General features: G+C 55.8%; 22 protein-coding genes and 1 pseudogene. 6 read left to right on the top strand and 17 right to left on the bottom strand.

Annotated elements, in window-relative coordinates; translation table 11 throughout:
• Positions 1-105 precede the first annotated feature (105 nt).
• The 3 genes from gpmI to RZS32_RS09310 are packed head-to-tail and all read left to right on the top strand — an operon-like array spanning position 106 to position 4098.
• Positions 106-1635: a 2,3-bisphosphoglycerate-independent phosphoglycerate mutase gene (gene gpmI / locus RZS32_RS09320; RefSeq protein ID WP_317056709.1), complete on the top strand. Its 1530-nt coding sequence runs from the start codon at positions 106-108 to the stop codon at positions 1633-1635.
• Entirely contained in the window at positions 1623-2756 is a 1134-nt protein-coding gene (locus RZS32_RS09315; RefSeq protein WP_317056708.1) for a murein hydrolase activator EnvC family protein, read from the top strand. Before gpmI ends, RZS32_RS09315 begins: the two co-directional genes overlap by 13 nt.
• A gap of 7 nt (positions 2757-2763) precedes the next feature.
• On the top strand, positions 2764-4098 hold the full coding sequence (locus tag RZS32_RS09310) for a S41 family peptidase (protein WP_317056707.1): 1335 nt from the start codon (positions 2764-2766) through the stop codon (positions 4096-4098).
• Positions 4099-4158: 60 nt separating this feature from the next.
• Here the strand turns inward: RZS32_RS09310 and RZS32_RS09305 are convergent, their stop codons facing one another.
• The 9 genes from RZS32_RS09305 to RZS32_RS09265 all read right to left on the bottom strand — a co-directional run bounded on the left by RZS32_RS09305 (position 4159) and on the right by RZS32_RS09265 (position 13828).
• On the bottom strand, positions 4159-5334 hold the full coding sequence (locus RZS32_RS09305; RefSeq protein ID WP_317056706.1) for an NAD(P)/FAD-dependent oxidoreductase: 1176 nt from the start codon (positions 5332-5334) through the stop codon (positions 4159-4161).
• Positions 5335-5370: 36 nt separating this feature from the next.
• Positions 5371-6510: a pyridoxal phosphate-dependent aminotransferase gene (locus tag RZS32_RS09300; RefSeq protein WP_317056705.1), complete on the bottom strand. Its 1140-nt coding sequence runs from the start codon at positions 6508-6510 to the stop codon at positions 5371-5373.
• Positions 6511-6522: 12 nt separating this feature from the next.
• On the bottom strand, positions 6523-6867 hold the full coding sequence (locus tag RZS32_RS09295; RefSeq protein ID WP_317056704.1) for a DUF2794 domain-containing protein: 345 nt from the start codon (positions 6865-6867) through the stop codon (positions 6523-6525).
• Between the two features lie 41 nt (positions 6868-6908).
• Positions 6909-7643, bottom strand: coding sequence for an SDR family oxidoreductase (locus RZS32_RS09290; protein ID WP_317056703.1), 735 nt, complete (start codon positions 7641-7643; stop codon positions 6909-6911).
• Complete coding sequence (locus RZS32_RS09285) at positions 7640-9163, bottom strand: ATP-dependent DNA helicase (protein ID WP_317056702.1); 1524 nt, start codon at positions 9161-9163, stop codon at positions 7640-7642. Before RZS32_RS09285 ends, RZS32_RS09290 begins: the two co-directional genes overlap by 4 nt.
• A 47-nt stretch (positions 9164-9210) precedes the next feature.
• Positions 9211-9846, bottom strand: a complete 636-nt coding sequence (locus RZS32_RS09280) for an acyl-homoserine-lactone synthase (protein ID WP_317056701.1) — start codon at positions 9844-9846, stop codon at positions 9211-9213.
• 92 nt (positions 9847-9938) lie between these two features.
• On the bottom strand, positions 9939-10664 hold the full coding sequence (locus RZS32_RS09275; RefSeq protein WP_317056700.1) for a helix-turn-helix transcriptional regulator: 726 nt from the start codon (positions 10662-10664) through the stop codon (positions 9939-9941).
• 361 nt (positions 10665-11025) lie between these two features.
• Positions 11026-12315, bottom strand: coding sequence for a crotonyl-CoA carboxylase/reductase (gene ccrA, locus RZS32_RS09270; RefSeq protein ID WP_317056699.1), 1290 nt, complete (start codon positions 12313-12315; stop codon positions 11026-11028).
• 154 nt (positions 12316-12469) lie between these two features.
• Positions 12470-13828: a 1-acyl-sn-glycerol-3-phosphate acyltransferase gene (locus RZS32_RS09265; protein ID WP_317056698.1), complete on the bottom strand. Its 1359-nt coding sequence runs from the start codon at positions 13826-13828 to the stop codon at positions 12470-12472.
• Positions 13829-14042: 214 nt separating this feature from the next.
• Here RZS32_RS09265 and RZS32_RS09260 point away from each other — a divergent pair.
• Positions 14043-16013: pseudogene (locus RZS32_RS09260) on the top strand (methylmalonyl-CoA mutase family protein); the annotation flags it as partial.
• Between the two features lie 5 nt (positions 16014-16018).
• Here the strand turns inward: RZS32_RS09260 and RZS32_RS09255 are convergent.
• Positions 16019-16528 (bottom strand): DUF4168 domain-containing protein, encoded by a 510-nt coding sequence (locus RZS32_RS09255; protein ID WP_317056697.1) that lies wholly within the window; start codon positions 16526-16528, stop codon positions 16019-16021.
• A gap of 149 nt (positions 16529-16677) precedes the next feature.
• Here RZS32_RS09255 and RZS32_RS09250 point away from each other — a divergent pair, with 149 nt between their 5' ends.
• A complete protein-coding gene (locus tag RZS32_RS09250; protein ID WP_317056696.1) occupies positions 16678-17118 on the top strand; it encodes a GNAT family N-acetyltransferase in 441 nt (146 codons plus the stop codon).
• A gap of 6 nt (positions 17119-17124) precedes the next feature.
• On the opposite strand, the gene RZS32_RS09245 is transcribed toward RZS32_RS09250, so the two are convergent.
• The gene (locus tag RZS32_RS09245) at positions 17125-18345 is read right to left on the bottom strand and encodes a phenylacetate--CoA ligase family protein (protein ID WP_317056695.1); all 1221 of its coding nucleotides are present in this window, start codon (positions 18343-18345) and stop codon (positions 17125-17127) included.
• A gap of 127 nt (positions 18346-18472) precedes the next feature.
• On the opposite strand from RZS32_RS09245, the gene RZS32_RS09240 reads away from it, so the two are divergent.
• A complete protein-coding gene (locus RZS32_RS09240; protein ID WP_317056694.1) occupies positions 18473-19321 on the top strand; it encodes a hypothetical protein in 849 nt (282 codons plus the stop codon).
• Between the two features lie 2 nt (positions 19322-19323).
• Here the strand turns inward: RZS32_RS09240 and RZS32_RS09235 are convergent, their stop codons facing one another.
• The 6 genes from RZS32_RS09235 to RZS32_RS09210 all read right to left on the bottom strand — a co-directional run bounded on the left by RZS32_RS09235 (position 19324) and on the right by RZS32_RS09210 (position 24256).
• Positions 19324-19638, bottom strand: a complete 315-nt coding sequence (locus RZS32_RS09235) for a DUF6958 family protein (RefSeq protein ID WP_317056693.1) — start codon at positions 19636-19638, stop codon at positions 19324-19326.
• Entirely contained in the window at positions 19626-20450 is an 825-nt protein-coding gene (locus RZS32_RS09230; RefSeq protein ID WP_317056692.1) for an ABC transporter ATP-binding protein, read from the bottom strand. The genes RZS32_RS09235 and RZS32_RS09230 overlap by 13 nt, the downstream gene beginning before the upstream one ends.
• Before the next feature lie 107 nt (positions 20451-20557).
• Entirely contained in the window at positions 20558-21838 is a 1281-nt protein-coding gene (locus tag RZS32_RS09225) for an ABC transporter substrate-binding protein (protein WP_317056691.1), read from the bottom strand.
• A gap of 95 nt (positions 21839-21933) precedes the next feature.
• Positions 21934-23010: a branched-chain amino acid ABC transporter permease gene (locus RZS32_RS09220; RefSeq protein WP_317056690.1), complete on the bottom strand. Its 1077-nt coding sequence runs from the start codon at positions 23008-23010 to the stop codon at positions 21934-21936.
• A complete protein-coding gene (locus RZS32_RS09215) occupies positions 23007-23264 on the bottom strand; it encodes a hypothetical protein (RefSeq protein ID WP_317056689.1) in 258 nt (85 codons plus the stop codon). Before RZS32_RS09215 ends, RZS32_RS09220 begins: the two co-directional genes overlap by 4 nt.
• 2 nt (positions 23265-23266) lie before the next feature.
• On the bottom strand, positions 23267-24256 hold the full coding sequence (locus tag RZS32_RS09210) for a branched-chain amino acid ABC transporter permease (protein WP_317056688.1): 990 nt from the start codon (positions 24254-24256) through the stop codon (positions 23267-23269).
• Positions 24257-24279 lie beyond the last annotated feature (23 nt).

Here is a 24279-nt window from a genome sequence, read left to right as displayed (position 1 = left end):
GTCTTGAAAACAGCCTTACCGAAGGCTGTGGAGTTAGCGTCAAGAAAACCGGTTCACGTACTGCAAAAGACCGGCTAGAACGCAGGCCAAGTGGCAGGAGTAACGATGAGCACACCCAAACCCGTTATCTTGTGTATTCTTGATGGCTGGGGCCTGCGCGAAGAACGTGAGGCCAACGCGCCGGTCTTGGCAAACACACCAACCATGGATCGTTTGTTCGCGACGTGTCCCAATGCCACGCTCCGCACGCATGGGCATGATGTGGGCCTACCTGATGGGCAAATGGGCAATTCCGAAGTGGGGCACCTGAATATCGGTGCCGGTCGCGTGATTGAAATGGACCTGCGCCGCATCGACCGCGCGATTGAGACCGGCACTTTTGGCGAACTGCCGGGCATCCTGCGTTTTATTGACAAGCTCAAGACCTCTGGCGGCACGGCGCATGTTTTGGGCGTGCTTTCCGATGGGGGCGTGCATTCGCATATCGGTCATATGATTGCCACGGCCAACGCGTTGACCAAACATGGCATCCCAGTCGCATTGCATGCCTTTACCGATGGGCGGGATGTGGCGCCTATCTCTGCCAAGATCTATCTCGAAGCCTTGCGCGCCGCCTTGCCGATGGGCGCTCGGGTTGCCACCGTTTCAGGACGCTACTACGCCATGGACCGGGACAATCGATGGGACCGTGTGCAACTTGCTTATGAGGCGCTGGCCTTGGGGCAGGGATACACGGCGCAAACAGCCTCAGATGCCATTGACAATGCCTATGCCAAGGGACGCACGGATGAGTTCATCAAACCCCGCGTGCTGGGGGACTATGAGGGCATGACCGACGGCGATGGCATACTGTGCCTCAATTTCCGCGCTGACCGAGCCCGCGAAATCCTGGCGGCCTTCGCCGATCCAGAGTTTTCACATTTTTCCACAGGACCGCGCCCGAAGTTTGCAGCGATTAGCGGTTTTACAGAGTATTCACGCAAACATAGCGCATATATGGACTGCATCTTTCCCGATGAGCAGCCAGTTAACACGCTAAGTTCATGGGTGGCGCAGCATGGCAGAACTCAGTTTCATACAGCAGAAACTGAGAAATACCCCCATGTGACGTTCTTTCTGGCCGGTGGTCGCGAAGCGCCAGAAAAGGGCGAGGATCGTTATGTCGCCCCGTCACCCAAAGTTGCCACTTATGATTTGCAACCCGAGATGTCGGCGGCGGACGTGACACGGCACCTGATCGAAGCCATCAATGCGCAATACGATCTGATTGTGGTGAACTACGCTAACCCTGATATGGTCGGCCATACGGGTGATCTTGAGGCAGCTATGAAAGCTTGTGAAGCTGTTGATCAAGGGATAGCGCAAGTTCTTCGGACGCTCGAGCAGACAGGGGGCGCGATGATCATTACGGCCGACCACGGGAATTGTGAGACCATGGTCGACCCGGTCACAGGTGAGCCGCATACGGCACATACCACAAACCTGGTGCCGGTGATCCTGGTCGGCGGACCAGATGGTGTAAAGCTGCGGGATGGTGGGCGCCTGGCGGATCTTGCACCTAGTGTGCTGGAACTGATGCAGTTGCCGAAACCACCCGAAATGACTGGTGAGAGCCTTTTGATATGCGCGGACTGATTGCAGGTCTCGGCGCTGCGCTCTTAAGTGCGACTTTGGTCTGGGCCGAGACAGATCCTGCCGAGGCTGCGCGAGAAGCGGCACAACGTCTTGGCCGTGCGTCATCTATGTTGAACGACGCTGAGAACGCGCGCAATCGGGTCAAGGCACTGACGGAAACAATTCACGCCTATGAAGACGGGTTGCAGGCGATGCGCGAAGGCTTGCGGCGGGCGAGTATCCGCGAAGAAACCTTGTCCCGTGAATTGCAATCGCGGGATGCTGAAATCGGCCAGTTGCTGGGCGTGCTGCAAAGCATTGGGCAGACGCGGGGTCCGGTGGTCCTTTTGCACCCGTCCGGTCCTGTGGGCACAGCACGGTCTGGGATGATCCTCTCGGATGTTGCCCCGGCCCTGGATCTGCGGGCGAAAGAGCTTCGTGAGCGCTTGGAGGAAGTCACCGTCCTCCGCCAGCTCCAGGAAAGCGCTGTCGAGACTTTGCGAGAAGGATTGCAAGGCGCACAAACGGCAAGATCTGAACTCAGCAAAGCGGTCGCTGACCGTACTGATTTGCCGCGCCGTTTCGCGGAAGATCCTGTCAAAACTGCTCTGCTTCTGGCGTCATCTGAAACCCTTGAAGGTTTTGCAAGCGGGCTTGCCGGGACCGCTGTGAATGAAGTGCCAGGGTCTTTGCCAACGATCTCCGACCGCAAGGGGGAACTTGCGCTTCCGGTGGATGGACGTGTGCTGCGCAGAGCCAATGAACGAGATGCTGCAGGTATTTCGCGCCCTGGAATTGTCGTCGCAACCCGCCCCGGTGCGCTTGTCACGCTGCCTGCGCCCGCTACGTTGCGCTATAGAGGCCCGTTGCTGGACTACGGAAATGTCGTCATCCTTGAGCCTGAGGCGGGAATTCTGCTGGTGTTTGCGGGTCTCGATGTGGTCTATGGAGCAGCAGGCGAGGTTTTGCCCGGAGGCAGCCCCGTGGGTCTTATGGGGGGTGAGGATACAGAATCTGACGCTCTGTTGATCGAAAATGGCAAAGACGCGGGTGCCGAACGAAGTCAAACCCTCTATATTGAGATACGAGAAGACAACACACCCGTCGACCCAGAGACGTGGTTCCTGACTGATGAAGGATAGAAACCCGATGAAGAAATTCCTATTGGCTGCGGCTGTTGGTACCCTCACCGGAGGCGTTGTGACAACCCAGGTGGCCGCGCCGCTTCTGGCTCAGGAAGCTGCGAAAACATCAAATGTCTATGAACAGCTTGACCTTTTCGGTGATATTTTCGAACGCATCCGTGCTCAATATGTCGAGGAAGTAGAGGAAAGCGACCTTATCGAAGCAGCCATCAACGGCATGCTCACATCGCTTGATCCGCACTCCAGTTACCTCAGCCCAGATGACGCCGCCGATATGCGTGTGCAAACACGGGGCGAGTTTGGCGGACTTGGCATCGAGGTGACCTTGGAAGAGGGCTTTGTCAAAGTGGTCTCGCCTATTGACGGCACCCCGGCAGAAAGCGCCGGTATCGAGTCCGGTGACTTCATCACGCATGTAGACGGCGAAAGCGTTCTGGGACTGAACCTGAACGAGGCGGTCGAGCTCATGCGTGGTCCCGTGGGCAGCGAGATCGTTATTACCGTCGTGCGTGAAGGTGAAACTGAGCCTTTCGACGTCTCGATCATCCGCGACACGATCAAGCTAACGGCGGTTCGTGCACGCACCGAACGGGACACCGTGGTTCTGCGGGTGACGACATTTAATGATCAGACCTACAAGAACCTTGAAAGTGGCTTGGCCGAACAGATCGAAGAAGCCGGGGGCGAAGAGAGCGTCGCCGGCATTGTACTGGATCTGCGCAATAACCCTGGCGGTTTGCTGACACAGGCGATCCAAGTCTCGGACGCCTTTCTTGAAAAAGGTGAAATCGTCAGCACGCGGGGCCGCAATCCAGAGGATGGTGAACGGTTCAACGCAACACCCGGCGATCTCGCAGAAGGCAAACCAATCGTGGTGCTGATCAATGGCGGCTCCGCCAGTGCATCCGAGATTGTCGCCGGTGCACTGCAGGATCATCGCCGCGCGGTGGTCGTCGGCACCAAGAGTTTTGGTAAAGGTTCGGTTCAGACAGTGATGCCCCTGCGTGGTGACGGCGCGATGCGCCTGACCACGGCGCGCTACTACACTCCGTCGGGTCGATCCATTCAGGCTTTGGGCGTCAGCCCGGACATTGTTGTTGAACAGCCTCGCTCCCGTGCGAATGAAGACGAGGAAGAGGACACAAACCGCCGTTCACGCTCTGAGGCGGACCTGCGCGGTAGCCTGGGCAATGACAGCCTGAGCGAAGACGAAATTCGTCAGATTGAAGAAGAGCGTGCGAAGGCCGAAGAAGTCGCCAAACTGCGCGAAGAAGACTATCAGCTGGCCTACGCCATAGACATCCTCAAGGGCCTTTCAGCGCTCGGCGACGACCAATAACGCGAACATTCAGAACCCAGAGAGAGCCGTGGTTTAAAACCCACGGCTCTTTTACTTGGCTCAAGCACGGGTGGCCCGATCCCCAATTTCAGTGCCTGCAGCAACTGCCGACGACCACGCCCATTGGAAATTGTACCCTCCGAGCCACCCGGTGACATCTATAGCCTCACCAATGGCAAAAAGTCCCGGCACAGCTTTGACTTCCATGGTTTTTGAAGACAAGGCACCAGTATCAATGCCGCCTGCTGTCACCTCGGCTTTGGCATAGCCTTCTGTTCCGGTCGGATGAAACTGCAGATGTGTTAACCTGTTGGCTGCCGCCTCAAGGGCAGCATCCGGAACATTAGCAAGCTCTTTGGTGATCCCAAGGAGGTTATGTAACGCTTCGGCCAGCCGCTTTGGCACGTGCTCTGCCAATGCTGCTTTCATGTGCGCCTTTGGCATTTGCGCCTTGGCCTCTTTCAACACTGCATGCGCATCCGGCAACAGGTTGAGCCAGATAGGCTGGCCCGGTGACCAATAGGAGGATATTTGCAAAATCGATGGACCAGATAAACCACGATGTGTGAACAGTGCCGCCTCTTCGAACTGCGCGCCTTCTACCGACGCAATGGCGGGCACTGCCACACCTGAGATGTCTTTAAAATACCGGTCTGTCTCACCCAAAGTAAGCGGCACCAATGCCGGTCGCGGCGTGACTACTGGCACGCCAAATTGTCGGGCAATGTCATAGGCGATGCCGGTCGCCCCCATCTTGGGAATAGAAGGACCACCGGTGGCAATCACCAAGTTACGTCCGCGTTCGCCTGCAACATGAAAAAGACCATCGTGATGGGCAATCTCACTGATCTGCGTGGACAGGCGCACATCAACCTTCCCTTTCGCGCATTCCTCCAGCAACATCGCAACAACTTGCCGCGCGGAGCCATCACAAAAAAGTTGTCCCAAGGTTTTCTCGTGCCAGGCAATGCCATAGCTTTCGATCAGCGCCAGAAAATCCCATTGGGTATACCGGCTCAGCGCAGATTTCGCGAAATGGGGATTTTCGGAAAGAAAACAACTGGCCTCACACCCTGTGTTAGTGAAGTTGCACCGCCCGCCGCCTGAAATCAGGATTTTCTTGCCAGCCTTGTCGGCGTGGTCCAACAGCAAAACGCGTGCCCCCGCCTGACCAGCCGTCGCGGCGGCCAAAAGTCCGGCACCCCCAGCGCCCAGGATGATCGCATCCCACGTCATGTGGCTCTTTTCCGGCATGGCAAGCGCCCTGTCGTATCAGTTTTTTGTATTCGCCATGATATGCGCTTCCATCGCCGCCAGCCCTTCGTCCAGGCCGCTGCGGCCAAAGCCAAGGCGAAAACGGTCGGTCGGGGTCGGTCCAAGCTCCGAGCTGTAGATCGTGCTTGGCAAAAGCAGGACACCCGCCTCTTCCACCAATGATCGCGCAAACGCCTCTACACCCTCTGCGCCCCTGTAGCGTGGAAAGGCCATGCAAGAGCCGTCGGGCCGCTGCCATTCAAACAAGTTCGGAAACCGCGCAAAGAACGCCTCCCATTTTGGCAGGTTTTCGTCCACGATGGCGCAGTTGCGCGCCAAAATCTGATCTCGGTTTTTCAAGGCAATACGCGCCAATTGCTCACTCGGCCCGGAATTGCAGATCGACAGGTAATGCTTGAGCCGCTCCATCCGGGACAGCACATCTTTGTCCTGACTGGCAATCCACCCAATGCGCAATCCAGGGAGCCCATAGGATTTCGACATCACCCCGAGCGACAGACCACGCTCATAAACATCCGCGATGAACGGAAGATGCATCGCATCGCTGGGTCCTAACCCATTGAAAATCTCGTCATGCAGAATGTAGATGCCGTGCTTGCGACACAGCGCGATCAGCGCCTCGTAGCGATCCAAAGGCAGGATTGTGCCTGTTGGATTGTGCGGGAAATTGATCGTCACCAAACGCGTATTAGGCCGAATAGCTGCCGCAATGCGGTCAATGTCCAAGGACCAGCCATCTTCGGGGTCAAGTGGTACTCCCGTGGCCTCGCAAATCGCAATTGGCAGGGTTTCATGCGACTGGTAGTTCGGCGTGACCACAATTGCATGGCTGTCACGATCCAAAAGCACTGTGTTGGCGGCAAAAATGCCTTCGCTGGCGCCAGCAAAGCACAAAATGTTTTCAGAGTTTTGCCCAACATATGTCCCGGCAATCTCATCGCGCAGTTCAGGTGCACCAAAGGTTTCGGTATAGCCAAGCCACATTGTCTCAAACGCGTCTCGGTCTTCAGGCGTGGCCATCTCCAACAACGTATCCAGCGACATGCTTTCTGCATCCGAGGCGGTCATGTGGTAGCGCGCCTTGAACTCCCATTTGGCAAAATGCGTCTCAAGCCGAAAATCGGGCAGCGTCGTCATGTCATTCTCGCTTTAGTCGATGGCTCGGATAAGCTTGCGCTCAAGCACACGCAGCACGGTCCGCAAATCAGATCCGCGTTTCAGGATCTGCCCATCCATACCGATGACGGCGTACTGACCTTGCCGCCCACGCAGCTTTGGCCGTTTTTCAATCCGGTACAAAGGATGTTCCGCCGTGCGGCGGAAGACTGAGAAGATCGCTACGTCCTTGAGCGAGGAAATCCCATAGTCGCGCCATTCGCCAGCGGCCACCATGCGCCCATAGACGGACAGGATCACGGAAAGCTCTGTTCTGTGAAAGGCAACCTGCTCTGGTCCCTTGAAGCTCGAAAAAGGAACGGGTGTCTGAACGGTCATAGCATCAGCCTTGCTGCAAACTTGGGGTAAATCAAGCGAATTCAGCCGCGTCCGATATAGGGCATGGTGGTGGCCAGAACCGTCATGAATTGCACATTGGCCTCCAAAGGCAGGCTGGCCATGTGCAAAACAGACCGCGCGGCATCACCCACATCCATCATCGGCATCAGCGTCGCATCGGGGTTTTCGGCCAGAATACGGGCATTCAGATCTTCGACCAACTCGGTACGTGCATTGCCAATGTCGATTTGCCCACAGGCGATGTTGAAGGGCCGCCCATCAAGAGAAATGGATCGCGTCATACCAGTCACAGCGTGCTTCGAGGTTGTGTAGCAAATAGAGCCGGGACGCGGGTTGTGGGCCGAGAGCGAACCGTTATTGATAATCCGCCCGCCTTGGGGATCCTGCGCACGCATCTGTGCAAAGGCGAGTTTGGCGGTGATGAACATGCCCCGCACATTGACATTGATGACTTGATCAAAGGCATCAAGGCTCACCTCATCCGGAGAGGTGGAAGGACCAAACATCCCGGCGTTGTTGAACACGGCATCAATCCGACCAACCGAGGCGACAAAAGTCGTGAAAACATCCTGCATTGCAGCCATATCGGTCACATCCGCAGGCAGAGCGATAGCCGCCTTATGGGATGACGTGATCTCATCCAGCTTCTCCGCGCGCCGCGCCACACATCCCACACGCCATCCTGCCTTAAGAAATTCTTCTGCTGTTGCGCGCCCAATGCCGGAGCTGGCCCCGGTGATCAGAATGCTCTTCATGTCTCGACCTCCAATTCCAACGGCACGGGCGCTGCTTTCAAATCATCCACACGCAAACTGCCTGTAGGCTTGGCAATTCGGTTGCGCACCACCCAATGCAGCCGTTCCTCGGCCCGCGTGATCGCCACATAGGCCAACCGCTTCCAAAGCGGCTGACCGGCTTCAGTCCTGCCCATACGCGCAGCCGCATACAGGTCAGGCGCAAAAACCTGTACATCGGGCCACTGACTGCCTTGCGCCTTGTGAATGGTCACTGCCGCGCCGTGCAAAAAAGTGGCCCCCATACGCGCTGCAAATGGGATGAACGGTTCCTCTTCGTCGGGTTTTTCAATCTTCACAATTGACGCGGCAGACACGCGCGGATCCTCGGCTCCCATCACATGCAAACGGGAAAAACCCGGTTTGCGCCCCGGTCCAAGATAGATCACCTGCGCCCCTTTGATCAGACCGCGCGCTTCAAGATCGAGCCGCTTCTTACGGTGTTTGAGCGGCAGTTCAATCCCGTCACAAATTAGCGGCTCACCTTCCAGAAGCTCGGTCTCCGGCGCACCATGTACCGACCGAAATGCATTGATCAGACGAATGCGCGTCGCATTACGCCAGACCAACACCGGACTGCGGGCCATGAGGTCCACCTCTACCCTGTTCGCCCAGACGACGCGATCATCTTTGCCGGCTGTCGTCTCAACCAGACGCTCAAACTCTTCGAACCCAACTTCAGAATCAGACAAGGCATGCGCCAAATCCAAGATCGGATTGTCCGCATCCTGCCTGTGCACCCGGCTCAGGCTCAGCGTAGCCGGAGCAGGCAACCCGTCAAAAACCATCGCACCGGATTGATTCACTGGCGCAAGCTGCGCGGGGTCCCCAAAAAGCAATAGGGTTGGAAAGATGTCCTTGAGGTCCTCGAACTGCTTGTCATCCAGCATCGAGGCCTCATCAATAAACCCAATATCAAGAGGATCTTCGCGCCGCTTCCATCCGGTGATGAAGTCCGACCCGCGCAGCCCAGCCGCCGCCAGCGCACCGGGTATGGACTTGTGGCTTTGGAAAAACGTATGCGCGCGATCCAACGCCTCGTCGGTCAAGCCTTCGATCTCGGGCCGCTCTCCTTGCCCGGAAAGCCAGGCGGCGATGCGTTCATACTCCGGGTCGTAAACCGGCGTATAGAGGATGCGATGAATGGTCGTGGCGGGAACACCACGCATGCGCAACACGCTGGCGGCTTTGTTGGTTGGAGCCAGTATCGCCAATGTGCGACGGTCCTTGCGCCGACGCCCTTCCCAATCTCCTGAAACAACATCAACCCCCGCCTCTTCCAGCGCGCGATAGAGCTCGGCAAGCAACAAGGTCTTGCCAGACCCCGCCTTGCCCACAACCGCCATAACCGAGGATTTTCCCTCTCGTGGTGGGGTCAGGATCGCATCGTCCAGATCCACGCCCACCTCGCGCAGAACCTCTGAAATGCGATCATGCGCTTCAGCCTGGTCATCAGAGAATACGGGGGCAAGGGTCGACATGCGCCGACCCTACAACCGCCTCTGTCCAGGTGCCAGCGAAAGCCGCTTCAAGCAGATTGCGCAAAGGCGATTTCAGCATCACCAAAACTGCGCCTGAACCAAAGTTCAGATAGCTCTGACGTCACGTTGGCTCGCTTGGCCACCTGAGCGCGCGCATCTTCGGTAAACTCCCAAAGTCCAACGCTGATTTGGTCGCGCCCCTCGCCGTCACTGCCAAGTATCTCTGGTGACGATCCGATCACCCGGTAAATCCGCACCATCCGTGCATCGAAAACCCCCGCAAAATGGCGCACTCCAAAGTGGCGCATCAACTCTCCGCCTCCCAGCATGAGCGCCGCGGCGACACGGCTTTCGGCACCCCGCGCAAGACAAAACCGCGTGCATTCCCAGATCAGCGGGCTTTCGATGGTGCCACCGCCCAGGAGATGCTGAAAGTGATCGTTGATCATTGTCTGGCCAGTGGTAGGCAAAAAGCGCATTGATCCGCCATGCCGTCCATCTGACCCTTCCCAAATCACATAAAGCGGATTGAGCGTGTCGTAATGGTCATGCTCATACCCGTTTGCATCCACTTCGACCTCCCAGCCGAGGCGAGACTTGAACTGATCGGCCCTGTCCCGAAACATTCCTTCTCGAAGTCTCGGAAACCGATGCAATTCATCGGCGTATATGTAGCGCAGCATGTTGGTCCTCCCATGTTGGTTGAACCAAGCTTTGGAAAGAAGGACTTAACAGCTTACGCAACCACCGTGCGTTGCGCAGACACAAACGTGGATCAAATCACGATCAAACCCTGGCTGATCGCCCGGGCAATCGCGTGCACCGTGTTGGTAGCACCCAGTTTGAAACGAGCCGACTCGATGTAGACGCGCAAGGTGTGTTCTGAGATCGACATGGTATCGGCCACTTGAGCACGACCATACCCCAACGCCAGAAGCGTCAGCGCCTCAACCTCACGCGGGCTTAACTGTCGCGCTGGCGCCGGCGCGCGATCCGGCTCGAATTCCAGCGCTTTTTGGTTAAAGTAATTCGCACAGAGGATCAGCTCCCGGCGATGCTTTTCGGTGAAATCATCCCATGTTTCGTCGTCACAGCGATGGTTCACCGTGAAGAGCGCAAACTGCCCGTTTGGGCCGCGCAACGGCACAGAATACCCCTGATTGCCAAGGCCATACTCCAACGCTTCTTTCAAAAACGCCTGGGTGTGTTTGCCTGACCAATCCAGCCGCTTCCAGTCAACGGGATGAAACCTCTGGTAACACCCCTTTATCACCGGATCGACGCGTAGATATTCCTTTTCAAGATACCTTTCGACCCACGCAGGATCATATGTGCCACAGCCATATTGATCACCCGCGGCACTCACCCAGTGATAAACCAGATGGTCGATGCGAAAGAGATCGCGCAGGTGTTCGCTGATCACCTGCAGATGCGATGGTTCAGAGGCGCGTTCCAGCTCCTCTAGTATCGTGTCCAGCCGCCTGGGCGGTTCTGCATTCATTCCCCGTTAACCCTTCCCCTGTCGACGTCAAAGACGACGCCGCGACCAGACGCGTATCATCAAGATGTTCGGCCAGAGTGGTTAAGCCATTCTGATGCGCGAAGGTCCTCAAATCAGTTAATACGTCGAGAATCCATTCATTCTGCATCTTAAACATCCCTTAACGGTGGTTAATGAAAGGTTAATCAACCTTAGCATGTTCACTTTTTTAGGCGAACTCACGAATTTTCCTTCCCCAGAAATAGCGAGTTTGGTGAAGAAATCGCTTAGTTTCGCTGATTTTCAGCGAAATTCGTTAACAAAAGCCCGCGACGTTACACAACATCGCGGGCTGATTCGATAAAACTTTAGGCAGTGGTGCTTAAGATTTACCCGCCTCAAGCACTTCTTCCACAGTCCGCAACCCGGTGCGCGGCGCTTGCACCAACACCGCCATGTTTCCGGGCTTGTGCTCATTGCGCATCATCTTCATATGCGCGTCGGGAATTTCTTCCCACGGGAACACTTCGGACATGCATGGATCAATCCGGCGCTCAATCACCAGCTGGTTCGCTGCAGAGGCTTGCGCCAGATGCGCAAAGTGAGAACCTTGCAATCGCTTCTGATGCATCCACATGTAGCGCACATCGAACGTGCAATTAAATCCGGTGGTGCCTGCACAAATGACGACCATGCCGCCCTTTTTGCACACCAGCGTGGAAATCGGGAACGTCGCTTCGCCGGGGTGTTCAAACACCATGTCGACATTGTTGCCCTTGCCGGTAATGTCCCAGATCGCTTTGCCGAACTTGCGCGCCTCTGTGAACCACTCTTTGTATTCCGGCGAATTCACCTTGGGTAATTGACCCCAACAGTTGAAGTCCTTGCGGTTAATCACACCCTTGGCGCCCAAGCTCATGACAAACTCGCGCTTGTCCTCGTCCGAAATCACACCGATTGCGTTGGCACCTACAGTGTTCGCCAACTGGATCGCAAAAGACCCCAAACCGCCAGACGCACCCCATACCAACACGTTCTGGCCTGGTTTGAGCTCATGCGGATGATGACCAAAGATCATGCGATAGGCCGTCGCCAGCGTGAGCGTATAGCACGCGCTTTCTTCCCAGCTCAGGTGCTTGGGACGACGCATCAACTGTTGCGCTTGCACGTTGGTAAACTGTGCGAACGAGCCATCTGGCGTCTCATAACCCCAGATCCGCTGGGTCGGGCTGAACATCGGGTCGCCGCCGTTACAATGCGTGTCACTGCCATCGTCCTGATTGCAATGAATCACAACCTCATCGCCCACTTTCCAGTTCTTAACGCGGTCACCAACGGCCCAGACCACGCCAGAGGCATCCGAGCCTGCAATGTGATAGTCGGCCCCGTGGCCGTCAAACGGACTGATGGGTTCCCCAAGACCAGCCCACACACCGTTGTAGTTCACGCCAGCTGCCATCACGAGAACCAGCACTTCGTGGCTTTCAAGCTTGGGGACATCAACCACTTCGACTTTGAAGGACTTGTCCGGCTCCCCATGGCGCTCACGGCGAATAGCCCAGGCGTACATCTGCTTGGGCACGTAGCCCAGCGGGGGCAGCTCGCCCAATTCGTAAAGGTCTTTTTCCGGCGCCTCGTAAGGCGCGATGCCGGTGTCCGTATCCAAAGCCATAATTGGCCTCCCTAGCAAAATAATTGCCGCAATGCAGAATCGCGGTGATCAAAGGAGAAATATCGCCCGTCGCGCAACAATGCAATGCTTAGAATGTGGTTTTTGAAACTTTATAACCCTGCAATTGCAGAAAATCTGGACGAACGGTGCTGCACTAGCGAAACAACTGTGTGATCGAATTTGCATAGTAAGACAAAATCGCGCGTTTTGCCTCAACGACCATGTAGCCATCCGGCCCATCTTTGATCAGGTTGCGCTTCAATAGATTTCGTGTGCCAACCTCGACCGCATAGTCCAGGTCGTCACGCGGCACATGAACATGCGCCTGTGAGAGCTGTTCGGTTAACTCTATTGTACGCGCACAAAGCGCGTCCCGGGTCATCGGCCCATCGGCAGTCGTCAAAGCATAAGCAATCAGCGGCACCGGCAGCACGGGCACTTCCTCACCAATCCGCTGCATCAACACCTCGCCCAGCGCTTCTACCGGCGCGTCGGGGTGTTTCTTTTGAAACTCCGACAAGCTTACGGGTGCACCGAAGCTAGCTGCGGCGTAACCGTGACGGTGATATCGCCGCGTGATCCAGAGCCAGAATTGTTTAAGGATAAAGCCCGCCACCACACTAATCTTGGCCCCGAACCGCCGATGCCCCGCCTGTCCAGCCTCGACAAGGATCTTGTCTTCAAACACCCGATCATAGTTGACCGCCACAGGAACAAACACCACGTCACGCTCAAAATCAGAGCGCTCTTCAATGATATACTTCAAAATACCAAGCTTGGGTTCCGCCAGCGCCCCGTCCAGACTAAGCCCACCTTCGGGGAACACCGCCTGTGTCACGCCACCATCAGTGGCCAAACCAACATAGCGAGACAACACGCGACGATAGAGCGAGTCGCGTGACTTGCGACGAATGAAATAGGCGCCCATCGCCTTGATCAGCCGGCTGAGCGGCCAGACCCGCGCCCACTCGCCCACGGCATAGCTGAGAGCGGAACGCTCGGCGGCCAGCCAAGTGACCAGCACGTAATCCATGTTGGACCGATGGTTCATCACAAAGATCACAGTGGCATCGCGATCAATATTGCCAAGTTCCTTGTCGTGAAACCGCCCCATCCGCACGCGATAGAGCGCGAGGCTCAGTGCCTTGGCCGCACGAATGGCCACACTGAAATAGGCGGTGGCAGAAAAGCTGGGCACAATCTCTCGCGCATACCTGCGCGCTTTCTCGAATGCGACGTTTTCCGGCACGTTGTTCTTACGCGCATATTCGGCAATCGCCACGCTGACTTCAGGGTCATAAATCAAACGCTGGATCATGTCGTAACGCCGCGCCAGCTTGAACGGTTCAATCGGGCGTTCCAGTCGCGTATTGAGTTTGGCCACCGCCTTTTGCATCCGTCGTCGGAAAAACCATCGCACGGATGGGAAGAGAAAATGGGACGCAAAGGTGACCGCCGCAAAAAGCAGGATCAGGATCAAAAGCCAAAGAGGAAGCTCTACTACTGTCGTCATTGCGTCGACATTGACAGCCTTGCGTCACACCCTCAATGCAAAACCACCTGCGAAAATGGGCTTTCCAGAGCCGACTGGCATGAATCACTCACTGTCCCCACATGCAGGACAAAGCCATATGTAATGCCGCAACGCAGCGAATTGACAGCGTCACATAATTCCGAATAAATTGCCGCTGTTGTAACAAAATTACGCAATTTGATTCACGAGGCCCTCTATGTCGCAGATGCAGAAAGATCGTCCCTGGTTGATCCGAACCTACGCGGGTCATTCCACGGCCAAGGCCTCGAACGCGCTTTATCGCGGCAACCTCGCGAAAGGTCAGACCGGTCTGTCAGTGGCGTTCGATCTGCCCACACAAACTGGCTATGACAGCGACCATGTTCTTGCGCGTGGGGAAGTGGGCAAGGTGGGCGTACCCGTCTGCCATCTGGGCGATATGCGTACGCTTTTTGAAGACATCCCGCTTGAGCAGATGAACACCTCCATGACCATCAACGCCACAGCACCCTGGCTTCTGGCGCTCTACGTGGCCGTGGCCGAAGAACAAGGTGCTGATGTCTCGAAGCTACAAGGCACCGTGCAAAACGACCTGATCAAAGAATACCTGTCGCGCGGCACATATATCTGCCCGCCAAAACCCTCGCTCAAAATGATCGGGGATGTGGCCGAGTACTGCTACACAAACATCCCGAAATGGAACCCGATGAACGTGTGTTCCTACCATCTGCAAGAGGCAGGCGCGACACCGGAACAAGAGCTGGCTTTTGCGCTGGCCACCGCGCAGGCTGTGCTGGATGAGTTGAAACCACGCGTCCCGGCCGAAGATTTCCCGGCACTGGCAGGACGCATTTCGTTTTTTGTGAACGCAGGAATCCGCTTTGTCACAGAGATGTGCAAGATGCGCGCCTTCGTCGACCTTTGGTACGAAATTCTTGAAACACGCTACGGCGTTGACAACCCAAAATTCCGCCGCTTCCGTTATGGGGTTCAGGTCAACTCGCTTGGCCTGACCGAGCAGCAGCCAGAAAACAACGTTTATCGCATCCTGATTGAGATGCTAGCCGTGACACTCTCCAAGAAGGCCCGTGCGCGCGCCGTACAGCTTCCTGCCTGGAACGAAGCCCTAGGCCTGCCACGCCCGTGGGATCAGCAATGGTCGATGCGCATGCAACAGATCCTCGCCTATGAAACCGATCTTCTGGAATTTGACGACCTGTTCGACGGCAACCCTGCTGTGGATCGAAAGGTGGAAGAACTAAAAGACGGTGCACGCCACGAGCTTGAAACGCTGGGCAGCATGGGGGGCGCGATCGGCGCGATTGAGTATATGAAATCCCGTTTGGTGGATAGCAACGCCGACCGGCTTGGACGGATCGAAGCCGGCGAAACTACTGTCGTGGGTGTGAACCAGTGGACCACCACCGAACCAAGCCCGCTTCAAACCGAAGATGGTGGCATCATGGTAGTCGATCCTGCCGTTGAGGCCGAACAGATTGCGCGTTTGAGCGCTTGGCGTTCAGATCGTGATGCAAATGCCGTAAAAGAAGCTCTGGCAGAGCTGCGGGAGGCATCGCAGTCCGGTGCCAATGTCATGCCTGCTTCCATTAAAGCCGCCAAGGCAGGGGTGACCACTGGTGAATGGGCAGAGCAAATGCGTCAGACTCATGGTCAGTATCGCGGCCCCACCGGCGTGTCTGGTAGCCCGTCGAACAAGACCGAAGGGCTGGATGACATTCGAGATGCGGTAAACGCTGTTAGTGACCGTTTGGGACGCCGCCTGAAATTCCTGATGGGCAAGCCGGGATTGGACGGCCACTCCAACGGTGCCGAGCAAATCGCCTTCCGCGCACGCGATTGCGGCATGGACATCTCCTATGAAGGCATTCGCCTGACGCCCGAGGAAATCGTGGCTGCGGCCATCGAAGATCAGGCGCATGTTGTGGGTCTGTCGATCCTGTCAGGCTCGCACATGCCGTTGGTCCAAGACCTGTTGGACCGGATGCGTGCATCAGGATTGGGCGATGTCCCTTTGATCGTCGGCGGCATCATCCCGGACGAAGACGCTCAGCGCCTGCTCGAAATGGGCGTCGCACGCGTCTACACGCCCAAGGATTTTGAACTCAACACAATCATGATGGATATCGTAGCGCTCGCCGACCCCAAGGCCGTCGCCGCTGAATAACAGGGTCACTGAGCCTGTTCAGACTGCGGGACCGAGAATTGCAGTCTTTCTTTTGGCTTGTTTTCGGCCTGTAGTTCCTTGATGCGCGCCAGGATGCGCTCATTTAGAAGGTTGTCTTGCTGGGACGCCTGATCAATGGCAACAAACTCTGCCGGTGTTATATTTGGCGCAGCATTGATTGCTTTGACAATGTCCTTGTTCGCGTTCTCGAGAAGAAACTCGCGTCTTTCCTCGTCCTCGGTCTCTTGAGCAAGGCGGCTGTAGTGCGCACTGACCTGACCGATCATCGAAACCGCCTGAATAAAGGAATCCACCTTTTCATCATCTATGGTCTCGTTGGTAAGCCCTTCGGCAGGCTCAATTTGCGACAGCGTCAAACCTTCGGAACTGCTTGTCGTGGTAATTTCGGCTCCTGCGGTTTCTGTGCCATCTGTTTCTGCCTCTTGTGCAAAAACAAAGCTTGCGCCACCCAATACAAACGCGGCCGACAGCGCTGCTGCAAAATGCTGTTTCATTTTTTGCTCTCCTCAAAGGACTACGCCTTCTGACTGAGACATGGCCCGTGCGCGCGCTTTATGCAACTGCTTCGGCGGATTGATGCTGGAAAAAGGGGCGTATTGAGGGCATTTTCCATTGAATGATGATCCTTCAAAGGACCCAGAAAATGAGCATCAACATCCGCCCTCTCACGCAAACCGACAAAGCGGACTGGCGCTGTCTCTGGACAGCTTATCTTGAGTTCTACGAAGCAAGTGTCGAAGAAGAGGTCTACAACACTACTTTTGAGCGCTTGTTGTCCGAAGATCATCCGGCTCAAAATGCTTTCCTAGCCGTGGAAAACGGCAAACCCGTAGGCCTCGTGCATTTCATCTATCACCCCCATAACTGGCGTTTGGAAGACGTCTGTTACCTGCAAGATCTTTATGCAGACCCGGACCAGCGCAGCAAAGGTGTCGGTCGCAAATTGATCGAAGCCGTTTATGCCGCCGCCGACGCGCGTGGCTGCCCCTCAGTCTATTGGTTAACTCAGGATTTCAATTCGCAAGCCCGAAAACTATACGACCGGATCGGGACCCTCACACCATTTATTAAGTATAGCCGCTGACCAGCATCACTCGTAGCGGCGCAAATCCTCAATCACCTTGCCATCGTTAGGTAGACTTCCGCGGGGCACAACCTCAATCCGCCCCTTGAGCTTGAGGGTGTCCACAACCGCACCGGCAAAACTCTCAGGCGGCGCTCCATCGGCCTCGATCTTGACAGTCATCACATCCGCCTCACCTTCACGGCTGGCAACCACCCGCGCCCGGGCGATTGCATCATGCCGAGAGACCAGCGCTGCGACCTGCTCAGGGCGCACAAACATACCCTTGATCTTGGTGGTTTGATCCGCACGCCCCATCCACCCCTTGATCCGCACATTGGTGCGACCACAAGGACTCTCGCCGTCCATCACGGCACTCAAATCTCCTGTAGCAAAGCGAATAAGCGGATAATCCGGATTAAGCGTTGTGACCACAACCTCTCCAACCTCTCCCGGCGCAACCGGATCGCCGGTACCAGGCGTGACAATTTCTACAATCACCCCTTCGTCTACAATGAGCCCCTCTTGCGCTGCACTCTCATATGCAATGTTGCCCAGATCGGCAGTCGCATAGCATTGCAGACAGGCAATACCGCGATCTGCGTATTCCTGCCTCAGTGAAGGGAAAAGCGCGCCACCACCAACGGCTGCTTTGCTGATTTGCAAGCTCAGCCCCAGTTCATCCGCTTTATCCAGGATCGCCTTGAGGTAGTCTGGTGTACCTGTATAGGCCGTGACACCCACATCATGCGCCGCCTGCGCCTGAAGCTCAGTCTGCCCGGTGCCCGCAGGCAATATAGCCGCGCCGACGGCCCGCGCGCCATTTTCAAAAATCATGCCTGCCGGGGTGAGGTGATACCCAAAACAGTTTTGTACAACATCACCACGGCCTATGCCGCACGCATGTAGGAACCGCCCCATGCGCCACCAATCCTGGCTAACACTGCCCGGCTCATAGATCGGTCCCGGACTCTGAAAGATATGCGCGAACTCTGTCGGCTTCTGCGGCGTCAGGCCGCCAAAGGGCCGCACCGCCGCCTGCGCCTGCGACAACTGCGATTTCCGCAACACAGGAAGCTGCGCCAACGCCTCAACCGAGGTGACCGCACGTGCATCCATCTCACTCAACGTCTCGCCATAGCCCGCAAGGCCTTGTGCCCGTTGAATTTGTTCCGGCAATGCGCGGGCAATGGCCGACGCTCGCGCCTCGGGTTTACGGATTTCCAATTCGTCGAAATACTCAGACATGTTTAAACCTCGCGCGCGCTGGACCCGCGACAGCTTGCCCGATTGCTAAAGTTTGCTGGCTCAGGCACGTATTGCATACATTTGTATACATTTCTGATCTATCAAAGTTTTCGAAAGCGACTGCACTATGACGGACATTGAAACAGCCACCCGCATCGACACCAAGGACATGAATAACCGGATCGTCTTTCACGACGATATTCAGGTGATGGAGGCGGACTTCTCCAACTTCCATTTTGACAGCAGCGCAGTTGTGAACGCTTTTTACGACCGGCTGGAGGCCCGCATTGCTGAAACGGGTGAAGAATTGTGGTTCTTCATGGTCAATCTCAACGGGACACGTATCGACCCTGCCGCCTGGACGTCCTATTCCCGTCGCGGTCGTGCACTCAATCTGGCGCATTCCATGGGCTCTGTACGCTTTGACGCGTCCGATGAGACGCGACAACAAATCATTCGCGCCGCCAACACAGAGGCGTTTGACCCCAATCTCTTCAGTGACCGCGACGCGGCCCTTAACCGATTGGCCAGCCTTCCCAGCAAACGCCGTGCCAAGATCGTCCATGACGCGAATTACGTAATGTCCGATTTTGTCCGCCGGATTTCCTTTGACGACGAGACGACCATCATGCACGTGGATTTTTCCCATTTCACGTTTCACCACAGCCGCGATGTGGATGACTTTTACGACTATATCGAAGAGCGCATCATTGAGAGCGACAAGCGTTGGTTTTTCCTGGTGAACCTCAACGGCTGTCAGATCCTGCCGGCCGCCTGGGTGCAATACGCCTTGCGCGGCAAGCGCTTGAACAAAGCCGGGTCTCTGGGATCTGTTCGGTACGCTGCCGGATCGGAAACCGAAGAAGACATCCGCATGCGCGCCGAAACCGCAGGCTTTCGCCCCAACATCCGCAACACCCGCGAAGAGGCGCTGGACCTCATCGAAGAAATGCGGGCGAAACTGACAAGCAGTTAGCATCACGCAGCCCTGCCCAACCGGATGACTTGTGGCATCCGATCCGGCACGCGTTCCACTTCGCCGCGCACTTCTAGCTCCAGCTTAACCGTCGTCACATGCCAGCCGAGCGATCCAAGACGCTCAAGCTCATCTTTGTTCAACTTCGCACCAGCCAAATTCTTAAGGTCCTTGAAGGCTATTTCGCCCTCACGCAGAACATCCAAAATCGCACTACGCAATATTTCGAACTTCCATGTTGGAATATTCGTCACGCCATCCCGGCCTTCCGCCGGAGTTCTACAGGCAACACGCGCCTCTGACATTAGCTCAGCCATCTCTTACGGCGTCGATAGCTGCGCACATCGCGGAACGACTTGCGCCCCTCATCCGACATACCAAGGTAGAACTCCTTCACATCCGGGTTCTCCCGTAGCTCCTTGGCGGGACCGTCCATAACCACACGGCCACTCTCAAGAATGTAGCCATATTGCGCAAAGCGCAGCGCCACGTTTGTGTTCTGCTCGGCCAGAAGGAACGTCGCGCCCTCCTTCTCATTGAGCGACTTCACAATGTTGAAAATCTCTTCCACCAGCTGCGGCGCAAGCCCCATGCTGGGTTCATCCAAAAGGATCGTCTCGGGCCGCGACATCAACGCGCGTCCAATGGCGCACATCTGCTGTTCCCCGCCGGACGTATAGCCCGCCTGGCTTTTACGTCGCTCTTTCAGACGCGGGAAATACGTATAGACCTTCTCCAGATCAGCATCGATCTCGCCCCGACTTGAGCCGCGTGTATAGGCCCCGGTCAGAAGGTTTTCTTCCACCGTCAAATGCTCAAAGCAATGTCGCCCTTCCATGACCTGAATGACACCCATCTTCACAAGATCAGATGGCAAAAGATCCTGCACGCGCTCACCGCGATAGGTGATCGTCCCCTTGGTCACCTCCCCACGCTCGGATTTCAACAAATTGGAAATAGCCTTGAGCGTGGTTGTCTTGCCCGCACCGTTACCGCCCAAAAGGGCCGTAATCCCGCCCTTTGGCACATTCAGGCTCACACCCTTCAAAACGAGGATCACGTGGTTGTAGATCACCTCGATATTGTTGACTTCCAAAAGCGTTTCTTGCGTCTTCACCGCGTCCAGCATGGGCCGTCATCTCCTGCAAAGGGCTCTGCGCCTCTGCTTCTTTCTTGTCAAAAATACCCAAATTCTCCCGGCCGCCACGCAACGCCGCGGCCGGAAGAAAGATCACATCAGCAGCCCGCTTCGATGCCGTTCTCAGCAGCAAACGCCGCAGAGTCCTCGGCCACAAGAGGCTGAATCACATCCTGATCAGACTGGTAGTACTCAGTGATCAGCTTGAACTCACCCGCAGCTGCGTCCCACTGCGACACGGCACCAAAGCCGTTGCCACCGTGGTTCTGACAACTGACCTTGAATTCCGGACCAAAGTTCGGCAGGCCCAGACCCGCCATCTTGGCTTCGGTGATTTCCAGATTCTCCATGCCATCGCGCATCTGCTGGCTTGTGATGTCGGCTGTGCCGTGCATTTCTTGTGCTGTTTTGATCGCCTCAGCAGCCAACATCGCAGCATACATACCCCGGTTGTAAAGCACCGTGCCAACCTGATCTCCTGCACCGGCAGCGTTACCTGCATCTACGACATACTTCTGGATATCCGCATAAATCGGATAGTCGGAGCCCAGATTGTGGAAGGTCAGGGCCTTGTAGCCGTTGGCCTTTTCACCAGCCGCTTTCACGTCATTCTCAGAGCCGGACCACCAGATACCAATGAAATTCTCCATTGGGAAACGGATGTTGACCGCTTCTTGAATGGCCACCTGGTTCATAACGCCCCAGCCCCACATCAGCACATAGTCAGGCTTTTGCTGACGCACTTGCAGCCATTGCGACTTCTGCTCCTGCCCGGGGTGATCGACCGGCAACAGCATCAACTCATAGCCATGCTTTTCGGCCAGACCTTCCAACGTCCGGATCGGCTCCTTGCCATAGGCGGAGTTGTGGTAGACCAACGCAACTTTCTTGCCGTCCAAGCTTCCACCGTTTTGCTCAACCAGATGCGTGATCGCCAGCGACGCGCCATCCCAGTAATTCGCAGGATAGTTGAAGACATACTTGAAGACTTCGCCGTTCTTAGCCGACGTCCGTCCATAGCCCATGGTGTGAAGCGGGATGCCATCAGCCGTCGCTTTGGGGATTAGCTGATAGGTGATGCCGGTTGAAAGAGGCTGGTACACCAGCGCGCCTTCACCCTTGGTTGCCTCATAGCATTCAACACCTTTCTCTGTGTTGTAGCCTGTTTCGCATTCCACAACACGCACAGCCTCGCCACCAATGCCACCATCGCGTTCATTGAGAAGCGTGAAGTAGTCCTGATACCCATCCGAGAACGGAATGCCGTTCGCAGCGTAAGGCCCGGTACGATAGCTCGTGTCGACGATGACAAGATCGGCAAGCGCCGGGCTTGCCGCCATCATGGTCGCCGCAATCGCGGTCAGTAGTTTCTGTTTCATCGGTTTATATCCTCCCTTGGTTTATCCGATGTCTTTTTCATGAGCACTCACGCGCCCAACTCTTAGTGCGGGTAAAGCCCCGCACAGGCCCTGCCCTAATGCGGGAAAGGCCATAGTCTCAGTTTCTCTTTCGCCACGCGCCAAAGCTGCGCCAGCCCATGCGGCTCGAGGATCAGGAAGATAATGATCATCGCCCCGACGATCATGAATTGCATGTGCTCGACCAAATCGGTGGGCCACCCCAGGCCGCCGACCAGAACGTTCTTCAAAAAGACAGGCAACAGCACAAGGAAAGCCGCTCCGGCAAAACTGCCAAAGATCGACCCCAGCCCACCGATGATCACCATAAAGAGGACAAGGAACGATTTGCTGATGCCAAACACCTCGCCCACTTCCACGGCGCCAAGGTAGACCGCGAAAAACAAGGCACCGGACAGACCGACAAAAAACCCGGACACTGCAAAGGCCGACAATTTGGCTCTGAGCGGGTTCACACCAATGATTTCGGCGGCGATGTCCATGTCACGAATGGCCATCCATTGCCGCCCTTGCATGCCCCGCGTCATGTTCCGAGCAACGAGTGCGCAAACCACGGTGAACACCAAACAGAACAAATACGCCGCCCAAGGCGCGGTTTCGGCTCCCGTCACCGGCACCCCAAAAACTGTTCGCTCCGGTGCATTGATCTGTCCTGAGGCCGAGTAATTGTAGAACCAGCCAATCCGGTTGAACATCCAGACCAGAAAGAACTGTGCAGCCAAGGTGGCAACCGCCAGGTAAAATCCTTTGATCCGTAAGCTCGGCAACCCGAACAACACGCAGACAAAGGCCGTGATCCCGCCCGACAGAATGATGTGGAAAAAGATATTCACATCCGGAAAGGCCGTCATCAGCTTGTAACAGGCATAGGCCCCCACAGCCATAAACCCGCCTGTGCCAAGACTGACCTGGCCACAATACCCCACCAGAATATTCAGCCCGATGGCCGCAATCGAATAAATCAGGAAAGGCAGGAAGACGGCATTTACCCAGTAGTCATTGATCACAAAGGGCACGACCGCAAAGGCCAGGACCAAAAGCACGTAGTACCGGTAGCGGTCAAATTTGATCGGAAAGGTCTGACTATCTTGACTATAGGTTGTCGAAAAGTCACCGGACTCACGGTAAATCATGAGATGCCCTCCTCAGTCAGGTCATCGTGTTCGCGTTTGACCGCGCGATTGGGCACCCGTGCATAGCCCACGTTTTCCGAATGGCGAATGAGCCAGAAATAGGCAAGCATCCCAACTCCCCCGCCCATTGCAGCAAGAACTGCGGCGGTGACCATCTGGCCGGTATTGTCCACGCCGGCAGTAAAAGCGAGATACCCAAAGGCCCAAAACCCTGACCAGGCGATCACATTTGCTATGGCAATGACTTTTTGCATGATCACACCCTCTCGATGATCTTTTCGCCAAAAAGGCCCTGGGGTCGGAAACACAGAAAGATAAGCGCCAAGACATAGGCAAACCAATTCTGTGTTGCACCGCCCAGATATGGCTGGCCAATCGCAAATTCGAAAAGTTGCTCACCCACACCAATGATCAATCCGCCGACGATTGCACCCGGTATCGATGTGAACCCTCCCAGCATCAAAACCGGAAGAGCCTTCAAGGCAATCAGTGACAACGAAAATTGTACGCCCGACTTTGTGCCCCACATCATTCCGGCGACCAGCGCGACAAACCCCGCCAGCGACCAGACCATCACCCAGATGAAGTTCAGGCTGATCCCAACCGAAAGCGCCGCCTGATGGTCATCAGCCACCGCGCGCATGGCCCGACCTTGCTTGGAGCGCTGTGCAAATACGATCAGTGAGAACACGAGAACCGCAGCGACCAACGTCGCAACGATATCGAGGTTGTCGATAAAAAACCCGTAGTCGAAGATTTGGAACGTCGCTTCGTCAATCGCGGCATTGATCCCTTGCGGAAGCCCGACATCCAGCGCCTTAATGTCAGAGAACCACATGATGAGCGCAAACCCGTCCATAAAATAAGCCAGACCGATCGTCGCCATGAACAAAATGATGGGTTCCTGGTTCACCAGGTGCTTGAAGATCACGACGTTGACCACCCAGGCAAACCCGACCATGACCAGAACAGTGAGCAAAATCGCAGCAAGGGCCGGAACGTGCCAGCCGAAGTGATGAATGTTGGTTCCAAAGATGGTGTTGATCAGATGTGCAAAAGGCACCAAGCCTTCCATAATTCCAACCAACGTCATGGCCGCAAACAGCGCCATGATCCCCTGAGCGTAGTTGAATATGCCCGACGCTTTGTAGATGAGGACAAATCCAAGAGCGACAAGAGCATAGAGTACCCCCGCCATTAACCCGTTAAGGAAAACTTCCATTCCGAAGATGAGCTGATCAGGCATGGGTCATTATCTCCGGTCTTGTT

Origin of the sequence: Roseovarius sp. W115, assembly GCF_032842945.2 — a bacterium.
GTDB classification, from domain to species: domain Bacteria; phylum Pseudomonadota; class Alphaproteobacteria; order Rhodobacterales; family Rhodobacteraceae; genus Roseovarius; species Roseovarius rhodophyticola.
This window is presented reverse-complemented; position numbering and strand designations above follow the sequence as displayed.

What these genes read in the sequence shown, in the direction of transcription:
- gpmI (WP_317056709.1), top strand. Translation starts at nt 106, where the DNA reads ATGAGCACACCCAAACCCGTTATCTTGTGTATTCTTGATGGCTGGGGC.
- RZS32_RS09315 (WP_317056708.1), top strand. Translation starts at nt 1,623, where the DNA reads ATGCGCGGACTGATTGCAGGTCTCGGCGCTGCGCTCTTAAGTGCGACT.
- RZS32_RS09310 (WP_317056707.1), top strand. Translation starts at nt 2,764, where the DNA reads ATGAAGAAATTCCTATTGGCTGCGGCTGTTGGTACCCTCACCGGAGGC.
- RZS32_RS09305 (WP_317056706.1), bottom strand. Translation starts at nt 5,334, where the DNA reads ATGACGTGGGATGCGATCATCCTGGGCGCTGGGGGTGCCGGACTTTTG.
- RZS32_RS09300 (WP_317056705.1), bottom strand. Translation starts at nt 6,510, where the DNA reads ATGACGACGCTGCCCGATTTTCGGCTTGAGACGCATTTTGCCAAATGG.
- RZS32_RS09295 (WP_317056704.1), bottom strand. Translation starts at nt 6,867, where the DNA reads ATGACCGTTCAGACACCCGTTCCTTTTTCGAGCTTCAAGGGACCAGAG.
- RZS32_RS09290 (WP_317056703.1), bottom strand. Translation starts at nt 7,643, where the DNA reads ATGAAGAGCATTCTGATCACCGGGGCCAGCTCCGGCATTGGGCGCGCA.
- RZS32_RS09285 (WP_317056702.1), bottom strand. Translation starts at nt 9,163, where the DNA reads ATGTCGACCCTTGCCCCCGTATTCTCTGATGACCAGGCTGAAGCGCAT.
- RZS32_RS09280 (WP_317056701.1), bottom strand. Translation starts at nt 9,846, where the DNA reads ATGCTGCGCTACATATACGCCGATGAATTGCATCGGTTTCCGAGACTT.
- RZS32_RS09275 (WP_317056700.1), bottom strand. Translation starts at nt 10,664, where the DNA reads ATGAATGCAGAACCGCCCAGGCGGCTGGACACGATACTAGAGGAGCTG.
- ccrA (WP_317056699.1), bottom strand. Translation starts at nt 12,315, where the DNA reads ATGGCTTTGGATACGGACACCGGCATCGCGCCTTACGAGGCGCCGGAA.
- RZS32_RS09265 (WP_317056698.1), bottom strand. Translation starts at nt 13,828, where the DNA reads ATGACGACAGTAGTAGAGCTTCCTCTTTGGCTTTTGATCCTGATCCTG.
- RZS32_RS09255 (WP_317056697.1), bottom strand. Translation starts at nt 16,528, where the DNA reads ATGAAACAGCATTTTGCAGCAGCGCTGTCGGCCGCGTTTGTATTGGGT.
- RZS32_RS09250 (WP_317056696.1), top strand. Translation starts at nt 16,678, where the DNA reads ATGAGCATCAACATCCGCCCTCTCACGCAAACCGACAAAGCGGACTGG.
- RZS32_RS09245 (WP_317056695.1), bottom strand. Translation starts at nt 18,345, where the DNA reads ATGTCTGAGTATTTCGACGAATTGGAAATCCGTAAACCCGAGGCGCGA.
- RZS32_RS09240 (WP_317056694.1), top strand. Translation starts at nt 18,473, where the DNA reads ATGACGGACATTGAAACAGCCACCCGCATCGACACCAAGGACATGAAT.
- RZS32_RS09235 (WP_317056693.1), bottom strand. Translation starts at nt 19,638, where the DNA reads ATGGCTGAGCTAATGTCAGAGGCGCGTGTTGCCTGTAGAACTCCGGCG.
- RZS32_RS09230 (WP_317056692.1), bottom strand. Translation starts at nt 20,450, where the DNA reads ATGCTGGACGCGGTGAAGACGCAAGAAACGCTTTTGGAAGTCAACAAT.
- RZS32_RS09225 (WP_317056691.1), bottom strand. Translation starts at nt 21,838, where the DNA reads ATGAAACAGAAACTACTGACCGCGATTGCGGCGACCATGATGGCGGCA.
- RZS32_RS09220 (WP_317056690.1), bottom strand. Translation starts at nt 23,010, where the DNA reads ATGATTTACCGTGAGTCCGGTGACTTTTCGACAACCTATAGTCAAGAT.
- RZS32_RS09215 (WP_317056689.1), bottom strand. Translation starts at nt 23,264, where the DNA reads ATGCAAAAAGTCATTGCCATAGCAAATGTGATCGCCTGGTCAGGGTTT.
- RZS32_RS09210 (WP_317056688.1), bottom strand. Translation starts at nt 24,256, where the DNA reads ATGCCTGATCAGCTCATCTTCGGAATGGAAGTTTTCCTTAACGGGTTA.